The organism is Pseudomonas sp. NPDC085632, assembly GCF_044541255.1.
Taxonomy (GTDB): Bacteria; Pseudomonadota; Gammaproteobacteria; order Pseudomonadales; family Pseudomonadaceae; genus Aquipseudomonas.
Window position 1 is genome coordinate 37,227 of record NZ_JBITSX010000045.1, and the last position, 16,408, is coordinate 53,634.

Consider the following 16,408-nt stretch of genomic DNA (forward strand, 5'->3'; position numbering starts at 1 on the left):
AAAGTACTACAAAAAATTCTGATAAAACGCGGACCACTGTAGGAGTCAGACGCGGAAGGCGCTGATCAGTTGTTTGAGTTCAACGACCTGGGCTGACAGCGCCCGGCTGGCATCTTCGGTCTGATGCGCACCGTGCGCCGTACGTTCGCCGGCGCGGTTGATCTCGACGATGTTCTGATCGATGTCATGGGCCACCGCCGTTTGCTGTTCAACCGCCGCAGCGATCTGCTGGTTCTGATCGACGATCATGCCGACCGCTCCGAGGATATTTTCCAGCGCCTGCTGGACCTTTTCCGACTGCCCGACCGTGCCATTGGCCATCTGATGGCTGACGCCCATAGCCTTCACCGCCGCCCCGACGCCGCCGTGCAGCTTGGCGATCATGTGTTCGATTTCTTCAGTTGATTGCTGGGTGCGTTTGGCCAGCGTGCGCACTTCGTCGGCGACCACCGCAAAACCGCGGCCCTGCTCGCCAGCGCGAGCCGCTTCGATCGCGGCATTAAGCGCCAGCAGGTTGGTTTGTTCGGCGATGCTTTTGATCACTTCCAGTACCCGGCTGATCGACTGGCTGTCACTGGCCAACTGGTTGATCACCAGCACCGACTGGTCGATCTCGCTGGCCAGCGCGGCAATGCTGCCCTGCTGCGATTCGACCAGGCCACGACCACTGATGGTCTCATCATTGACGCTGTGGGCACTGCTCACCGCTGCGGCGGCACTGCGCGCTACCTCCAGTGAGGTTGCCGACATCTGGTTCATCGCCGTCGCCACTTGCTCAATCTGCGTACGCTGTCCGGCGACCGCCTGGTTGCTTTGCGCCGAGACGTTTTCAACTTGCCCGGCCTGGCGCTCGACCTCGCCGACGGTCTGCCCCACCCGTTCAATCAAGTCGTGAATCTTTTTTACCGTGCCATTAAACACCTCACCCAACTCACCCAATTCATCGCGGCTGTTGGCCTTGAAGTTGACCGTCATGTCGCCGGCCGCGACCTTGTCCATCATTGCCCCAAGGCGTTTAAGCGTGGTGCGGGTCGAGGCGTAAAAACCGCCGTAGAGATAGAAAATCAGCACAAACACCACCGACAGCGCCACCGCCTGCAAGACCATGTGCGTGCGGTTTTGCGCCAGACGTTGCTGCAATTGGGTGTCGAGGAATTTCAACGTGGCTTCGTTGAGCTGGTAAGTCCGGTCGATCAGTGCGGTGACCTGATCGTAAAACGCCTGCCACGGTGCATCAAGGGTGTCGGCCATGACGACCTGCTCTTCGAACAGTTCGCTGGCCTGTTTCAGCGAGGCCTTGCTGCTGTCGGCCGCCGCGTTGAGGTTTTCCCGCGCGGCTTTACTGGAGCCGAGGGCGTCCTGCAGTTTCAGAGCGTACTCGGCCTGGAGTTTTTCGAGCTGCACCAACAGCTCATCGAAACGGGTACTCGATGCACTGTTGAGAAAACCCTGACCCAATGAATACGAGCCCATCGCCCGACCTTCGCCGAGGGTTTGCGTGACGGTCGGCGTGATCAGGGTGACCAGTTCGCTGAGCTGGCGGATATCGCTCTGGTTGTCGCGGCTCAAACCGGCCTGACTGGTGATGATCTGGCTGAAAATCTGTGCACTGGCCAGCAATTTACCGATCAAGGCGCTTTTGCTTTGCAGCGAGTTTTCCACTTGCTGGGCCTTGAACGCGGCGATCATTTCATCGCGTTTGCCATCGAATACCTTGATCTGCTCGGGATCGTCGGTCATTGCAGCCAGACCTTGCAGGCGCGCCAGAACCGCTTGTTCGAGCGTGGTGATCTGCGCCTCGACATTGCCGGCCTTGCCGGACTGGCCGAGGGTGACGTTGACCTGCACCAGATTGTTGAGGGTTTCCAGATCCCGGCGCAGGGCCAGGCTACTGCCCAGCAGGTCAAGGCTTTGCAGCTCGACCCGAGTGCCCTGGAATTCGCGGTACGAATCGCGCACCAGATAGAAATTGGTCACCAGCATCGGCACCAGGAACAGTACGCTGATCAGGCTGAACTTCATGCCGAAGCTCAGACGGTTCATCAGCGAGACAGCGGGATAGAGCAAGCTCTTCACTGGAAGTCTCCCTTGGTTTTTCTTGTTTTTATTGGCAGGCGCGGGGCGACAGCAGATAGCCACTATCGAGCGCCATCTCTGTATAGCTCAAATCGAAGGGAGGTTTTGTAACTTAAGGTTAACGACATCGCAGCCCGCGAAACACACATCTCCCTGTAGGAGGTGCCGCAGGCTGCGATCTTTTGATCTTTCTTTGAATCAGTGAATCAGAACCGTCCACAAGGCAAACCCGGCATACCACAGCACCGCCGCACGCAGCAGCAGTTCCCACAGGCAATCGAGGGTGTTGATGCCGTCCGGCCCGACCACGGGAGGTGGAATCTCGCCCGCCGCCAAACCGACCCGATTAATCAGTTGCGCAGCGCTGATGTTCCAGTTGAGCAATTCATGCAGCATCACCCGGCTGACCGCGACAAAGTTGCCGACCAGCGCCAGACTCGCGGCCAGCAAGCGTACCGGCAGCCAGTCAAAGGCATGCCGCAGTTGCGCGGCGCGCTCGACCAGTGCCGGGTTCTGGCCGTGTTCCTGCGCCAGCGCCAACAGGCGATACGCCAATGCTGCCACCGGGCCGAGCACGAAATACCAGAAGATCACCGCAAAAAAGCTCTGATAGGCCTGCCACAGCAGATGCCCCTGCACGCTTTCAAGCAACTGCTCGCCGCTGTCGGCGCAAATGTTCAAATCGCGCTTGGCGACATGGGCCGCTGCTTGCAGATCCTCACGGCGCCAGGCATCGCGAAACGGCCCGAGACCGCCAAGCAAGTCGCCGCGCCCCAGGCTGTAAATCACCACCAGCAAATGCACCGGCAACGCCAGCAGACCGTAGGCCACCGGTTCCAGCACCACCAGCAACAGCGCCAGCAAGGCCACCGGAAACAGCACCAGAATCGTCAGCACCAGCCAGGGCTGTTTGGCCATCCGCGCGCTGCTTTCGAGCTTGTTCAGTTCGCGGATCCATCCGCCATCGCGTTGAACCCGATGACGCAGGGCCGAAAACTTCTCGATCCACAGCGCCAGCAGTAACACCAGAAAACTCATTGTCCTTCCTCTTGTGCCAGGGCTGCGCGGTAACGCGCCCAGTCGAATGCCGGGCCAGGATCGGTCTTACGCCCGGGTGCTATGTCGCTGTGCCCACAAATACGGGCGCCGGTGATGGCCGGAAATGCGCTTTGCAACTGGCGGGTCAACGCCGTCAACGCCTGATACTGCGCGTCGGTGAACGGTAGATCATCGGTGCCTTCGAGCTCGATGCCCACGGAAAAATCGTTACAGGTTTCACGCCCTTCGAACACCGATACACCCGCATGCCACGCCCGCTCAAGACAGGAGACAAACTGGGTGACCTTGCCGTCACGTTCAATCAGAAAATGCGCCGAGACGCGCAGGTCAGCGATCCCTGCAAAGTAGGGATGTTCGGTGACATCAAGACGATTCTGGAAAAATTCCTGCACCTTGCCGGTGGCGAACTGCGCCGGTGGCAGGCTGATGTTGTGGATGACCAACAGGGAAACTTCGCCCGCAGGGCGTTCATTGAAGTTGGGCGATGGGCAGACCTGCACCCCGTGACACCACCCGCTAGCGGGATCCAACTGCATACCGATTCCTTCAACGCCGACTGTGTTGGCGCCCAGTATGCCGTGATCGGCCCCCGGCGCGCGATCACTTGCCGCGATTGAGTCGCCGCAGGTTGCCGAGCACCGACTCCAGCGCGCGGTCGAACAGCAAAGTGTCGTCCAGCGCACGCACCACGCCGCGCTCGAATTCCACGGCCAGCACAATGCGGCTGCGCTCCAGCACCTTCATGCCGGTGCGATCGACAAATACATACTTGCCGGTGGCTTCGATGATAGCCGCCAGCTTGCAGCGCAGACTGTGTTCATCGTCTTCCTGAAACGTCACCCAACTGCCCAGACGCAGTTGCTCGACCTGACGCAGACCGGCGGCGTCGTGGGGCAAGCGTACCGATGTCATCGCCATAACGCCCTCATCGACGGTGTGCAGCACGATCTGCTGCGACACTTCGATCATAGGCGTGCCCTGATCCGATTCGCCGGAACGCTCCAGCACACGTACATGCAGGACTTCCAGTTCACTGAAAAACTCGCTGGTGGCGAAGGGGTCAAACGCCGAACTGCTCAGACCATCACGCAGCGACTTGAGCAACCCCGGCACAAGTGCCAACAAGCGCAGGCTGGATTCAGCGTCTTCATGACGCTGCACACTCCAGATCAATTGCTCCATGGTCTGCACATCGGCCTGCCATTCGGCTGACTGATCACCATGTTTGAGGCACGTCAGCAGCAATACTTTGCTCCAGGCGTCCTGTACGAAGGTGACAACGGACGGCGGCAGTGTCTTGCCCAGCAGTGCCTGATTCAATGCCCGTTCGACCCGACGCCGGGCCAGTTCGGTTTTTGCTCGCCCTTCTTCGGCGTCACGCAGGCGCTGTTCAAGCAACTCGCTGCGGCGACGCTCGTCGCTGGTGAACGCGAGGAAATCAGCCAGCAACTCGGAAAAAATCGCCGGATCGTCGACAAAATCGGTCAGCAGGCGCTGCACCACCTGTTCGATGCGCAGGTACAAGTTGTCGCGCGCCTCACCGTCGCAGTCGCCCCAGCCCATGGCCGCCTCGGCAATTTCGTTGAGCAGACGCCGCGCCGGATGGGTGCTGCGGCTGAAGAAACTCTTGTCGAGCACCGCGACCTTGAGCATCGGAATCTGCAACCGGGCGATCAAAGCCTTGAGCGAATCCGGCACATTGCGGTCTTCAAGAATGCAGTCGAAGACCATGGCAATCAGGTTGATCACGTCTTCGTCCGCATCGCCCACGATCCGCGACTTGCCGCTTCTGACGCTGACCCGAGTCAGCAACTGTTCGAGCTGATTGCGCAGATCGAAGTCGTCCTGCGCCGCCAGTGCCGGCACGTATTGTTGCAAGTGCGAAAGCAGGCGCAGCAGGTCGCGGGTGGAAATCGGTTGCGCCGCAACGCTGGACTCCAAAGTCGGCGCGACACTGCCACGCACCTGCGCGAGCAATTGTTGCAACGCGGCGAAGACCTCCTGCACGCCTTCGTCGACGGGCGGCGTGTCGTCACTGTCTTCGCTGTTCACATTGGCGATCGCACGATCAATCGCACGGCGCGCCGGAGCGGGCTTCAACTCGGGCAACACACCGGTGGCGAGCAGCAACTGATTGGCTTCGGCATAAAGCTGTTCGGCGTCGGCCAAGACATAACGCTCGAACAGTTTGAGCAGGATCAGCTTGACCTTGATCTCCACGCCCAGGTTACGCCCGGCCTGGAGGAAAAACTCGCAAAGCATCGCCGGGCCGAGCGGGTTGTGTTGGTCGTCGAGGGTGTTGCCGAGCAGCGCGTTAAGCCGCGCGGTCAGTTGATGGAGCGCGAAGCCGTCACGCTTGAGTACGCGACCGACCATAGTCTCGACCGCCACACTGCGCTCCATGTCATCGCTGCGCGGTGCCAGCTCGTCGTATAACAGGGCATGCGGTAGCGTGTTGTGCGTGGGGTCGTATTGGGTCAGGCCAACGAAGGCTTCGAAGAATTGCTCAAGAAAACCGCGTTCGATGTTTTTGCGCTTCAGACGCAAGTCACGCATGGCTTCGAAGAAGATGTTCTGTTCGACGTCGTTGCGCGCCCGGTCGGCCATTTCAAACAGCGTGTCGTCGGCGTTATCAAACAGCTCCTGCAAACCGTGGCGCAGTTGCTGGGCAGCCTTGTCGCGAACCTGAAGCAGAATCACAGGCAGGCGGGCGAGCGGCGAATGATTCGCCTGTTCGATAGTGCCCTTGTGCAAAGGCACTACTTTCCCGTCGTTGTGCATCCAAGCCTCCTGAAACGGTGATTCGTTCGGTCACTTTCAACATAAGCCTCCTGTGAGAGCGAGCTTGCTCGCGAAGGCGATCTGTCAGTGACATTGTTGTGACTGACACTGCGCTTTCGCGAGCAAGTTCGCTCCCACAGGTCTCAACAACTTTGGCCGCACCACACGTCAAAGCTATGACGTCAAATGCAAGGCGGATTATCTTTCATAACTTGCACCCGACGCCATAGCCGTCAGGGTTTCCCCTATGCCTGGCCCCCTCTCAGTGACCACACGTCAACGGCGTTTGCTCAAAGAAAATCGACCGGATGCAGGCAAGCGCGCGCGTTCTCGCCTTGGGTTGGCTCGTGCCATGCCCCTATAATCGAACCACTTTGTTTGTGGAGCCCGTTATGCCGAATCTACGTCTCGCCGATTTGACCGCCGAAATCGAAGCCAACGTGCGCCGTGCGTTGCTCGAAGACATCGGCAGCGGCGACATTACCGCGCAACTGATCCCGGCCGAGCGTCTGGCCAAAGCCACCATCATCACGCGCGACGCAGCTGTCATCTGCGGCACCGCTTGGGTCGATGCGGTGTTTCGTCAGCTGGACCCGCGCGTAGCGGTGCACTGGCAAGTGATCGATGGCGAACGGGTCAAGCCCAATCAGCCGCTGTTTCATCTGGAAGGCCCGGCACGATCGCTGTTGACGGGAGAACGCAGTGCGCTGAACTTCCTGCAACTGTTGTCCGGTGTGGCGACGCGCGCGCAGTACCTGGCGGATTTCGTCGGCGCCACTCAGGTCAAGTTGCTCGATACCCGCAAAACCCTGCCAGGCCTGCGTCTGGCGCAGAAATATGCGGTGACCTGCGGCGGCTGCCACAACCATCGCATCGGCCTATACGACGCGTTCCTGATCAAGGAAAACCACATCGCTGCCAGCGGTGGCATTCCACAAGCCATTGCCGCCGCGCACAAGATCGCGCCGGGCAAACCGGTGGAAGTCGAAGTGGAGAGTCTGGGCGAGTTGAAGGAAGCACTGGCCGCTGGGGCCGATATCATCATGCTTGATGAGTTGAGCCTGGACGACATGCGCGAGGCCGTACGCCTGAACGGCGGCAAGGCGAAGCTGGAAGCGAGCGGCGGTATCAACGAAAGCACGCTGCTGCCGATCGCCGAAACCGGCGTGGATTACATCTCGATTGGTGCGATGACCAAGGATGTGAAAGCGGTGGATCTGTCGATGCGCCTCAGCCTCTGAAGACTTCGCGCAATAAAAAACGCCAGCCCGGTTGAGGCTGGCGTTTTTGTTTCAGACCACCAGATTGTTCATCTCGCAGTACTCTTCCCAATCGACACCCAGCACTTCAGCCGCCTCTTTGTGCAGCACAAGGCGCTGCGCCTCGAACTCCTCCGGCGTGCTCGTGTACTTGAGCGTCAGCTCCCACGGCTGCAGGCCCTGGGCTTCAGCCTCGTCTTCGAAGGCCCACTGAATCTGATCTTTCTGATCATCGGGACTTAGGTCCTTGATCTCTTCCAGCAGCTGCGGCGCGTCGAGTTTGTACTTTTCCAGCGCTTGTTCGTGACGTTGCTCTTGAGTTAATTCGGTCATGGCGTTCTCGCTGATCGTAAGAATGGAGGATGGATCTGGATCATCAAGGATCTCTCTGACGCGGATTGTCCGGCCTTCGGAACCATTCGGGATCATCTGAAAACTGCTAAGCGATGCTCATGCAGGCACCGAATATAGGACGTTTGCATGACGAATTACACGGCTCTTTACATCTCTCCCACAAAAAGCTGACCTGCGGAACATAAATCCGCATGGCAATGAGCGGGAGTGAGGAAAACGGTGGTGCCCGAGACAGGAATCGAACCTGCGACCTTCGCGTTACGAGTGTGTTTTTTATTCATTGAGTACGGGGCAGGCCCAGCATATTTAGCAATCAAGTCAGGTTGAGTCCGCCAAAACAGAACCGTATAGTCGTTTTTGCTGCCACCTGTCACGGACGTTCCGGTATGACAACCAGGATCCCCAGCTAGGTTCTCTCGGGCATCTCTATGTAATCATTCAAAAATTAAAATGGACTCTGGCCAAATGGATGACAAGGAGCGATTCGGTTTCGCTGAAAAGGTTTACTACTACGAGCTGGAAAGGAAAGAAAAACTCATTGCGCGGCTGAGCCTTCCTCTTGCGATATTGGTCGCACTGCTTAGCTTTTTTTCCTACATGCTCGACAAGGCCCCCATAACGTCTACCGGCGGCGTTGCTGTGTTTTTTTGGATTTTCTATTGGTACGCCTGCATATGCCTAGCCGTAGGCGTATGGAATTTTTGGAAAGCCTGGAATCTCCGAGTATTCGACAAAACCCTATCCACGCTGGAAGAGATTGAAGCGTATAGAGGCGAGATGCTCAAGCTCTACGCAGAGTTCGAAGACGGAGTGGAAGAGACAGAAAAACAGATGTCTATATTCATTTACAATCAATATGTCACCGGAGCAACTACGAATACGCTGAACAATGATCGACGCTTGGCGTACTTGAATGAGGTGTCGACGTTCATGGCAGCGACAATCTTATTCGCACTGCTATCTTTCATACCGTTTTATGTTTACCACCACCCATAGGTGATCGAAATGACCACGCAGAAGCCGCCACCGCCGCCGCCCCCACCAATGCGATTTGTGCGAGACGACAAGCCTCGTCCAAGCCAGCCGCGTCCGCCGGAGCCCCCAAGACGGCCACGTTAAAACCTTTAAAAGGGGGTGGCTACGAATGCCGCCTCCTTTCCTATACTCAACTCACCCCGCCCCCAACAGCCCGATTTCTCAGTTATGCCTGAGCTGATACGCGCAAATTTGGGTTTATTCGTGCATTCCGCTTTATGAGTGACACTCATAGCGCAACAGTATTAGTAGACCACCTTAACTGTTACCGACAGCTCATACCTCCGAGCATCGAGCGAAGAGCAGGACACTGGCCGCGCCCGGGCATCGCTCGAGCAATTCGCCACCGACCACAACAAGGTGATCGCGAGCGTGTACCTGGAGAACGTCAGCGGCGCCTCGACAGACCGGCCTGAGCTGCTGCGCCTGCTCAAACACGCGCGCAAGGGTGACGTCTTGCTGGTGGAGTCGATAGACCGCCTCTCGCGCCTTCCCGTGGAACCCGGCGATCGACTCCAAAGGCCTGCGCATCGTTGCGCTCGACCTGCCGACAAGCCATCAAGGAATGCAGGACACAAAGGGAGACGAATTCACCGGCCCGATGCTGGGCGCGATCAATTCCATGAGGGTGGAAATGATGGCCGCGATCGCACGCAAGGATTACGAGCAGCGCCGCGAGCCCCAGGCGCAGGACATCGCAAAGGCTAGGGCCGCCGGCAAGTACCAGGGTCGGCCGATACATGAAGATCTGCACAAGCGCGTAAAGGAGTTACTGGCGGCAGGTCTTGGAGTGCGCGCGCGGCTCGACAAGCCTCATGCTCAACCACGACGATTCTGAAGATCAGCGACCGGGGCCACAGTAACCCTTAAGAAAGCGGTAAGGGTGGAAGATTTGGAAACGATGGCGGTGACGGTAAGGGCGGTGGCGGCGGGCGATGCCCAAGCCTTATTGCCAGTTCGCGTTGAGAAGAAGACAGCGCCGGCCAGATCATATGAACGCTCGATAGCTTCATCTTCCGCAGGTCCTTTTTATGCTGATCACGCCGAAGGGCAACCTTGAAAAAAGAAGGGCTATGGTCGACGTTGTTCTCCTTCAGCCTCCACAGAACCACGAAGGCGAATTTCGGAGAAAGGTACCCATAACCTTGATAGTAGCGAAGTGCATTAGCGAGTATTGAGCCGCCCTCCGCGTCGGCGAGCTTCTGCAGCGATCGCAAGCAAGCATCGTCGCGCATCTTCTGCGTCAACCGATCCAGCTTTTTCTGCGTGTCCTTTGTGGAGAGTTTTCGGCCCGCTTCAAATACCGAAACACCGAATCTGAGGATGCACTGAGAACCCACCCAAAGCGCGTGGCCTGTGAGCGCGTTTCGAATCTCAAACTGATAGCGTAGCGACTCCTGATCACAAAGCTCACACGTCTCAGTCGGATGCTCGTGATCCCTCACCACGTCCTTAAAAGACCACTCCTCGAAGGCCTCTGGCAGCGTCTTGCCTACAGACAGCGGAATGATGTTTTCCCAGACTCGCTGCGGGTAACTCGCCATGACCTGGCTCCTACTTCGTCCTTGCTTGATCGGAGTCGGCGTATTGCGAATCCGCCCTTTCCGCACCACGTTATCGAGCGGAACGCTGTCACCCTGCTGTCACAAGCATTCTTAACAACTGATCAGTAGCCGTGAAGCCCTTATTTTACTGGTGCCCGAGACAGGAATCGAACCTGCGACCTTCGCGTTACGAGTGCGCTGCTCTACCGGCTGAGCTACACGGGCGGTGGGCTAAACCTAGCACCGGTCTTGAAGTCCGGCAACTTCACAGAATGTCCCGATATTTCGCAGACAAAAAAATGCCCCGCCGTTTTCACGGAGGGGCATTTTCATTGCGCTAAAGCCTGGGGGTGATTAAACGCCCGAAGCCTTGGCAGCTGCCACGTCTTTGATCGACAGCTTGATACGGCCGCGGTTGTCCACGTCCAGTACCAGTACTTCAACTTCCTGGCCTTCTTTCAGGATGTCGGTCACTTTCTCTACGCGAGCGTCGCTCAGCATCGAGATGTGCACCAGACCGTCCTTGCCTGGCAGGATGTTGACGAATGCGCCGAAGTCGACGATGCGCTCAACTTTACCCACGTAGATCTTGCCGATCTCGGCTTCAGCGGTGATGCCCAGAACGCGCTGACGTGCAGCTTCAGCAGCTTCCTTGGTTTCGCCGAAGATTTTGATCGAACCGTCGTCTTCGATGTCGATCGACGCCTTGGTTTCTTCGCAGATCGCACGGATGGTCGCGCCACCTTTACCGATAACGTCACGGATTTTGTCGGTGTCGATTTTCATCGCGATCATGGTCGGAGCGTTGGCCGACAGTTCGGTACGCGACTGGCCGATGATCTGGTTCATCTGACCGAGGATGTTCAGGCGCGCTTCCAGCGCTTGGCCCAGAGCGATTTCCATGATTTCTTCGGTGATGCCCTTGATCTTGATGTCCATCTGCAACGCAGTAACGCCTTTGGCGGTACCGGCTACTTTGAAGTCCATGTCGCCCAGGTGGTCTTCGTCACCAAGGATGTCGGTCAGAACGGCGAACTTCTCGCCTTCTTTAACCAGACCCATGGCGATACCGGCAACCGGTGCTTTCATCGGCACACCAGCGTCCATCAGGGCCAGGGAAGCGCCGCAAACGGAAGCCATCGAGCTCGAACCGTTGGATTCGGTGATTTCCGAAACCACGCGGATGGTGTACGGGAACACGTCAGCGGCTGGCAGCATGGCCGAAACCGAGCGACGAGCCAGACGGCCGTGACCGATTTCACGACGACCAGCACCACCCATGCGACCACACTCGCCTACCGAGAACGGAGGGAAGTTGTAGTGCAGCATGAACGGGTCTTTTTTCTCGCCTTCCAGGGTGTCCAGCAGCTGTGCGTCACGGGCGGTGCCCAGAGTTGCAACAACCAGCGCCTGGGTTTCACCACGGGTGAACAGCGCCGAACCGTGAGTCTTCGGCAGAACGCCGACTTCGATGTTCAGCGGACGTACGGTCTTGGTGTCGCGGCCGTCGATACGTGGCTTGCCGTTAACGATGTTTTCGCGAACGGTGCGGTATTCGATTTCGCCGAAAGCGGCTTTGACTTCGCTGGACGAAGGCTGGCCTTCTTCACCGGACAGCTTGGCAACGACTTGATCCTTCAGCTCGCCCAGACGTGCATAACGGTCGGCCTTGACGGTGATGGTGTAAGCCTGGGAGATCGCTTCGCCGAACTCGGCACGGATCGCGCCCAGCAGCTCGGTGGCTTCTGGCGCCGGAGCCCAGGTCCAGGTTGGCTTGGCAGCTTCGGCAGCCAGTTCTTTAACCGCGTTGATCACAACCTGGAATTCGTCGTGAGCAAACAGTACGGCGCCCAGCATCTGGTCTTCGGTCAGCTCTTTGGCTTCCGACTCAACCATCAGAACGGCGTCGGAAGTACCGGCCACGACCATGTCCAGGCTCGAAGCAGCTTGCTGCTCGTAAGTCGGGTTCAGCAGGTAGCCGGTGCTTTCGTGGAAAGCTACGCGAGCGGCGCCGATCGGGCCGTCGAACGGAATGCCCGAGATGGCCAGGGCAGCCGAAGTGCCGATCATCGCAGCGATGTCCGGATCGGTCTTCTTGCTGGTGGAAACGACGGTGCAGACAACCTGCACTTCGTTCATGAAGCCTTCTGGGAACAGCGGACGGATCGGACGGTCGATCAGTCGGGAAGTCAGGGTTTCTTTCTCGGAAGGACGGCCTTCACGCTTGAAGAAACCGCCAGGGATCTTACCGGCAGCGTAAGTCTTTTCCTGGTAGTGAACGGACAGAGGGAAGAAGCCCTTGCCCGGATCGGCTTGTTTTGCGCCGACGACAGTCACCAATACGCTGACGTCGTCGTCAACGGTGACCAATACTGCGCCGGAGGCCTGACGGGCGATACGGCCAGTCTCGAGGGTAACGGTCGATTGACCGAACTGGAATTTTTTGATTACCGGGTTCACGGTGTCCTACCTTCTTTGTGGCTCTTGGGGGAACTGGTTTCTTGCGAATTCTTGGGCAATGTCGGGAATCGGCCCAACGCCTGTCCAGGGTAAAACGTGTATCCAGATAAAACTTGAGGCTGGGAGCCTGCAAGCCGCCAGCGGTAAACCGCAGACGTCCGACAGACAACCAACCTCATAGCGCAATCGCTGATTAGCGACGCAGACCCAGGCGACCGATCAGAGTCTGATAACGACCCAGATCCTTGCCTTTCAGGTAGTCCAGCAGCTTGCGACGCTGGTTTACCATGCGGATCAGACCACGACGGGAGTGGTGATCTTTACCGTTGGCCTTGAAGTGACCTTGCAGCTTGTTGATGTTGTGGGTCAGCAGTGCAACTTGCACTTCTGGCGAACCAGTGTCACCAACAGCTTGCTGGTAGTCAGCAACGATTTGAGCTTTTTCTTGAACGTCGAGAGCCATGAGGCAATCCTTTTATCAGGAAACTGTTTCAAAGAAACAGCTTCAACAGGCCAGGGACAGATCCCTGTATCTATAAATGAGTAGTGACCGTGCCTGTTAACAGCCACCCTCGCCAGCCTGCTTTGACACAGACCGGTTTCGGTCATTCCGACCGAATCAGTCGACGTGGCGCAATGCGCCCGTCTTCGCTCACTTCACCGATACCGATGAAGCGACCATTGTGATCCTGTACCCGCACCATGCCGAACTTCGGAGCATCCGGGGCACGCACCGGCTGGCCGTTGAGCCAGTAGAACGCGCTCGCTTCCGAGAAGTGCAGCAGCGGCCAATCCTGCAGGCCGCTGTCCGATGGCATCAGGAAGCGATCCACCGCTTCGTTACCGCCTTCAGCATGTACCGCTTCAAGCTCTTCGAGGGTCACGGTCTGCGCCAGGGTGAAAGGCCCGGCCTGGGTACGGCGCAATTCAGCGACGTACGCACCACAACCGAGTTGCTCACCGATATCCTCGACCAGGGTGCGAATATAGGTGCCCTTGCTGCAATCCACCGCAAGACGCGCAGTATCGCCTTCGAAGGCCAGTAATTCCAAGCGCGCAATAGTAACAGAACGCGGTTCGCGCTCCACTACTTCGCCTGCACGCGCCAACTTGTACAGCGGCTGGCCATCACGCTTGAGCGCCGAGTACATCGGCGGTATCTGACTGATTTGCCCGCGAAATTTCGGCAATGCTGCTTCGACATCGGTGCGACCAACGGTCACCGGGCGCTCCTGCAAAACCTCACCTTCGGCGTCCGCCGTGGTGGTGGTCTTGCCCAGCTGCGCCAGGGTTTCATAGGCCTTGTCGGAATCGAGCAGGTACTGCGAGAACTTGGTGGCCTCACCAAAGCACAACGGCAAGACACCGGTGGCCAATGGATCGAGGCTGCCGGTGTGACCGGCCTTCTCGGCATTGAGCAGCCAGCGAACCTTCTGCAACGCGGCGTTGGAGGTGAATCCCAACGGTTTGTCGAGCAGGATGATGCCACTGACGTTACGACGGATACGTTTGACCTGAGCCACCGAGTTACTCCTTGGTGTCTTCAGGTTCAGCAGCGACCGGATGCTGATTGTCTTCAGCCACGGCACGCTCGATCAGGGCCGACAGGTGCGCACCACGCACGACGGATTCGTCGTAGTGGAAGTGCAACTGCGGCACGCTGCGCAGTTTCATTTCACGGGCCAGTTGCATACGCAGGAAACCTGCGGCGGCATTCAGCACCTTGATGCTTTGCGCGATATCTTCGGCGTTGTCCTGGCCCATCACGGTGATGAAGATCTTCGCGTGACCGACGTCACGGCTGACTTCTACTGCGGTAATGGTGACCAGGCCGACGCGCGGGTCTTTGACTTCGCGACGGATCAGTTGAGCCAGCTCGCGCTGCATCTGATCGCCGATACGTTGGGTACGGCTGTATTCTTTTGCCATGATTTTGTTACCTGTTACTGCCCCGCGGCGAAACCCGCAAGGTCTGAAAGCGGCAAACGCCCGGCCTGACAAAAGCCAGACCGGGCGTTGCGTTTAGAGTCCGGGTGATGCGCCACACTGTTGAGTGCGGCCGACCATCACGGCTCCTGAAGTGCGCGAGTTAGAGGCTGCGAGCAACCTGAACCTTCTCGAAGACTTCGATCTTGTCGCCGACTTTGACGTCGTTGTAGCTCTTCACGCCGATACCGCATTCCATGCCGGCACGTACTTCGGAAGCGTCATCCTTGAAGCGGCGCAGGGATTCCAGCTCGCCTTCGAAGATAACGATGTCTTCACGCAGTACACGGATCGGACGGTTACGGTGCACAACACCTTCGATCACCATGCAGCCCGCGATCGCGCCAAACTTCGGCGAACGGAACACGTCACGCACTTCGGCGATACCCAGGATGTTCTCGCGAACATCGCTGCCGAGCATGCCGGTCAGGGCTTTCTTGACGTCTTCGATGATGTCGTAGATCACGTTGTAGTAACGCATATCCAGACCTTCCTGCTCGACGATCTTCCGCGCGCCAGCATCGGCACGCACGTTGAAGCCGAACAGTACAGCGTTGGAAGCCAGTGCCAGGTTAGCGTCGGACTCGGTGATACCACCAACGCCGCCGCCGACTACGCGCACTTGTACTTCGTCGTTGCCCAGGCCATTCAAGGCACCGTTCAACGCTTCCAGCGAACCACGGACGTCGGATTTGAGGACGATGTTGAGCGTCTTCTTCTCGGCCTGACCCATGTTTTCGAAGATGTTTTCCAGCTTGCCGGCGTGAGCGCGAGCCAGTTTGACTTCGCGGAACTTGCCTTGACGGAACAGAGCCACTTCACGGGCTTTCTTCTCGTCAGCAACCACGCTCATCTCGTCGCCAGCGTCCGGAGTACCGTCCAGGCCGAGGATCTCGACAGGGATGGAAGGACCGGCTTCTTTGATTGGCTTGCCGTTCTCGTCGAGCATGGCACGCACACGGCCATAGTTCGAACCGACCAGGACCATGTCGCCTTGGCGCAGGGTACCGTCTTGAACCAGAACGGTTGCCACCGGGCCACGACCTTTGTCGAGACGCGACTCAACCACAACGCCACGGCCAGGAGCCGATGGAGTTGCTTTCAGCTCGAGAACTTCAGCTTGCAGCAGAACAGCTTCAAGCAGCTCGTCCACGCCTGTACCGACTTTCGCCGACACCGGTACGAACGGCGTATCACCGCCCCACTCTTCGGAGGTCACGCCGTGAACAGACAGTTCGCTACGGATGCGATCGAGATCAGCGCCCGGCTTGTCGATCTTGTTCACTGCAACAACCAGTGGAACGCCAGCCGCTACTGCGTGCTGAACAGCTTCAATGGTCTGCGGCATCACGCCGTCGTCCGCTGCAACCACCAGGATCACGATGTCGGTCGCCTTGGCACCACGAGCACGCATTGCGGTAAACGCGGCGTGACCCGGGGTGTCGAGGAAGGTGACCATGCCGCGTTCGGTTTCAACGTGGTATGCACCGATGTGCTGGGTGATACCGCCGGCTTCGCCAGCAGCTACCTTGGCACGACGGATGTAGTCGAGCAGGGACGTTTTACCGTGGTCAACGTGGCCCATTACGGTCACGACTGGCGCGCGCGGCTCAGCCGCAGCGCCCGTATCACGGTCGCTCATCAGCGCTTCTTCCAGCTCGTTTTCACGACGCAGAATAACTTTGTGGCCCATCTCTTCGGCAACCAGCTGTGCGGTTTCCTGGTCGATAACCTGGTTGATGGTGGCCATCGCGCCCAGCTTCATCATCACTTTGATGACCTGAGAACCTTTTACCGCCATCTTGTTGGCCAGCTCGGCCACGGTGATGGTTTCACCGATCACCACGTCACGGT

Annotated in this window: 13 protein-coding genes, 1 tRNA gene and 1 pseudogene; 3 read left to right on the plus strand and 12 right to left on the minus strand. The window is 58.1% G+C overall.

The window, feature by feature from the left end; all coding sequences use genetic code 11:
• Positions 1-45 precede the first annotated feature (45 nt).
• The 4 genes from ACIF4X_RS22935 to ACIF4X_RS22950 form a co-directional block, all read right to left on the minus strand.
• Complete coding sequence (locus tag ACIF4X_RS22935) at positions 46-2,076, minus strand: methyl-accepting chemotaxis protein (protein WP_397483847.1); 2,031 nt, start codon at positions 2,074-2,076, stop codon at positions 46-48.
• A 198-nt stretch (positions 2,077-2,274) separates the two neighbouring features.
• Positions 2,275-3,114 carry a regulatory signaling modulator protein AmpE gene (gene ampE, locus ACIF4X_RS22940; RefSeq protein WP_397483848.1) on the minus strand — a complete coding sequence of 280 codons (840 nt, stop codon included), beginning with the start codon at positions 3,112-3,114 and terminating at the stop codon, positions 2,275-2,277.
• A complete protein-coding gene (gene ampD, locus ACIF4X_RS22945; RefSeq protein WP_250607080.1) occupies positions 3,111-3,671 on the minus strand; it encodes a 1,6-anhydro-N-acetylmuramyl-L-alanine amidase AmpD in 561 nt (186 codons plus the stop codon). The genes ampE and ampD overlap by 4 nt, the downstream gene beginning before the upstream one ends.
• A gap of 64 nt (positions 3,672-3,735) precedes the next feature.
• The gene (locus tag ACIF4X_RS22950; protein WP_397483849.1) at positions 3,736-5,916 is read right to left on the minus strand and encodes a DUF1631 domain-containing protein; all 2,181 of its coding nucleotides are present in this window, start codon (positions 5,914-5,916) and stop codon (positions 3,736-3,738) included.
• A 392-nt stretch (positions 5,917-6,308) separates the two neighbouring features.
• Here ACIF4X_RS22950 and nadC point away from each other — a divergent pair, with 392 nt between their 5' ends.
• Positions 6,309-7,157, plus strand: a complete 849-nt coding sequence (nadC, locus tag ACIF4X_RS22955) for a carboxylating nicotinate-nucleotide diphosphorylase (protein ID WP_397483850.1) — start codon at positions 6,309-6,311, stop codon at positions 7,155-7,157.
• Positions 7,158-7,208: 51 nt separating this feature from the next.
• Here nadC and ACIF4X_RS22960 read toward each other — a convergent pair whose 3' ends face one another.
• The gene (locus ACIF4X_RS22960; RefSeq protein WP_159812909.1) at positions 7,209-7,508 is read right to left on the minus strand and encodes a DUF6388 family protein; all 300 of its coding nucleotides are present in this window, start codon (positions 7,506-7,508) and stop codon (positions 7,209-7,211) included.
• Positions 7,509-7,994: 486 nt separating this feature from the next.
• Here ACIF4X_RS22960 and ACIF4X_RS22965 point away from each other — a divergent pair, with 486 nt between their 5' ends.
• Together ACIF4X_RS22965 and ACIF4X_RS22970 are read left to right on the plus strand one after the other, a co-directional pair.
• Complete coding sequence (locus tag ACIF4X_RS22965) at positions 7,995-8,525, plus strand: hypothetical protein (RefSeq protein ID WP_397483851.1); 531 nt, start codon at positions 7,995-7,997, stop codon at positions 8,523-8,525.
• Between the two features lie 315 nt (positions 8,526-8,840).
• Positions 8,841-9,434 (plus strand): annotated as a pseudogene (locus tag ACIF4X_RS22970) (recombinase family protein); the annotation flags it as partial.
• Here the strand turns inward: ACIF4X_RS22970 and ACIF4X_RS22975 are convergent.
• The 7 genes from ACIF4X_RS22975 to infB all read right to left on the minus strand — a co-directional run.
• Positions 9,431-10,108, minus strand: coding sequence for a hypothetical protein (locus ACIF4X_RS22975; protein ID WP_397483852.1), 678 nt, complete (start codon positions 10,106-10,108; stop codon positions 9,431-9,433). The pseudogene ACIF4X_RS22970 and the gene ACIF4X_RS22975 overlap by 4 nt on opposite strands.
• Positions 10,109-10,257: 149 nt before the next feature.
• Positions 10,258-10,333: transfer RNA gene (locus tag ACIF4X_RS22980), tRNA-Thr, on the minus strand.
• Between the two features lie 129 nt (positions 10,334-10,462).
• Positions 10,463-12,568 carry a polyribonucleotide nucleotidyltransferase gene (pnp, locus tag ACIF4X_RS22985; RefSeq protein WP_007915263.1) on the minus strand — a complete coding sequence of 702 codons (2,106 nt, stop codon included), beginning with the start codon at positions 12,566-12,568 and terminating at the stop codon, positions 10,463-10,465.
• 193 nt (positions 12,569-12,761) lie between these two features.
• The gene (rpsO, locus tag ACIF4X_RS22990; RefSeq protein ID WP_003177875.1) at positions 12,762-13,031 is read right to left on the minus strand and encodes a 30S ribosomal protein S15; all 270 of its coding nucleotides are present in this window, start codon (positions 13,029-13,031) and stop codon (positions 12,762-12,764) included.
• Positions 13,032-13,173: 142 nt separating this feature from the next.
• Positions 13,174-14,091, minus strand: a complete 918-nt coding sequence (gene truB / locus ACIF4X_RS22995) for a tRNA pseudouridine(55) synthase TruB (protein WP_053117035.1) — start codon at positions 14,089-14,091, stop codon at positions 13,174-13,176.
• Between the two features lie 4 nt (positions 14,092-14,095).
• Positions 14,096-14,497 (minus strand): 30S ribosome-binding factor RbfA, encoded by a 402-nt coding sequence (rbfA, locus tag ACIF4X_RS23000; protein WP_007915259.1) that lies wholly within the window; start codon positions 14,495-14,497, stop codon positions 14,096-14,098.
• Between the two features lie 160 nt (positions 14,498-14,657).
• A partial coding sequence (gene infB / locus ACIF4X_RS23005) for a translation initiation factor IF-2 (RefSeq protein WP_397483853.1) occupies positions 14,658-16,408 on the minus strand: 1,751 nt, incomplete at its 5' end.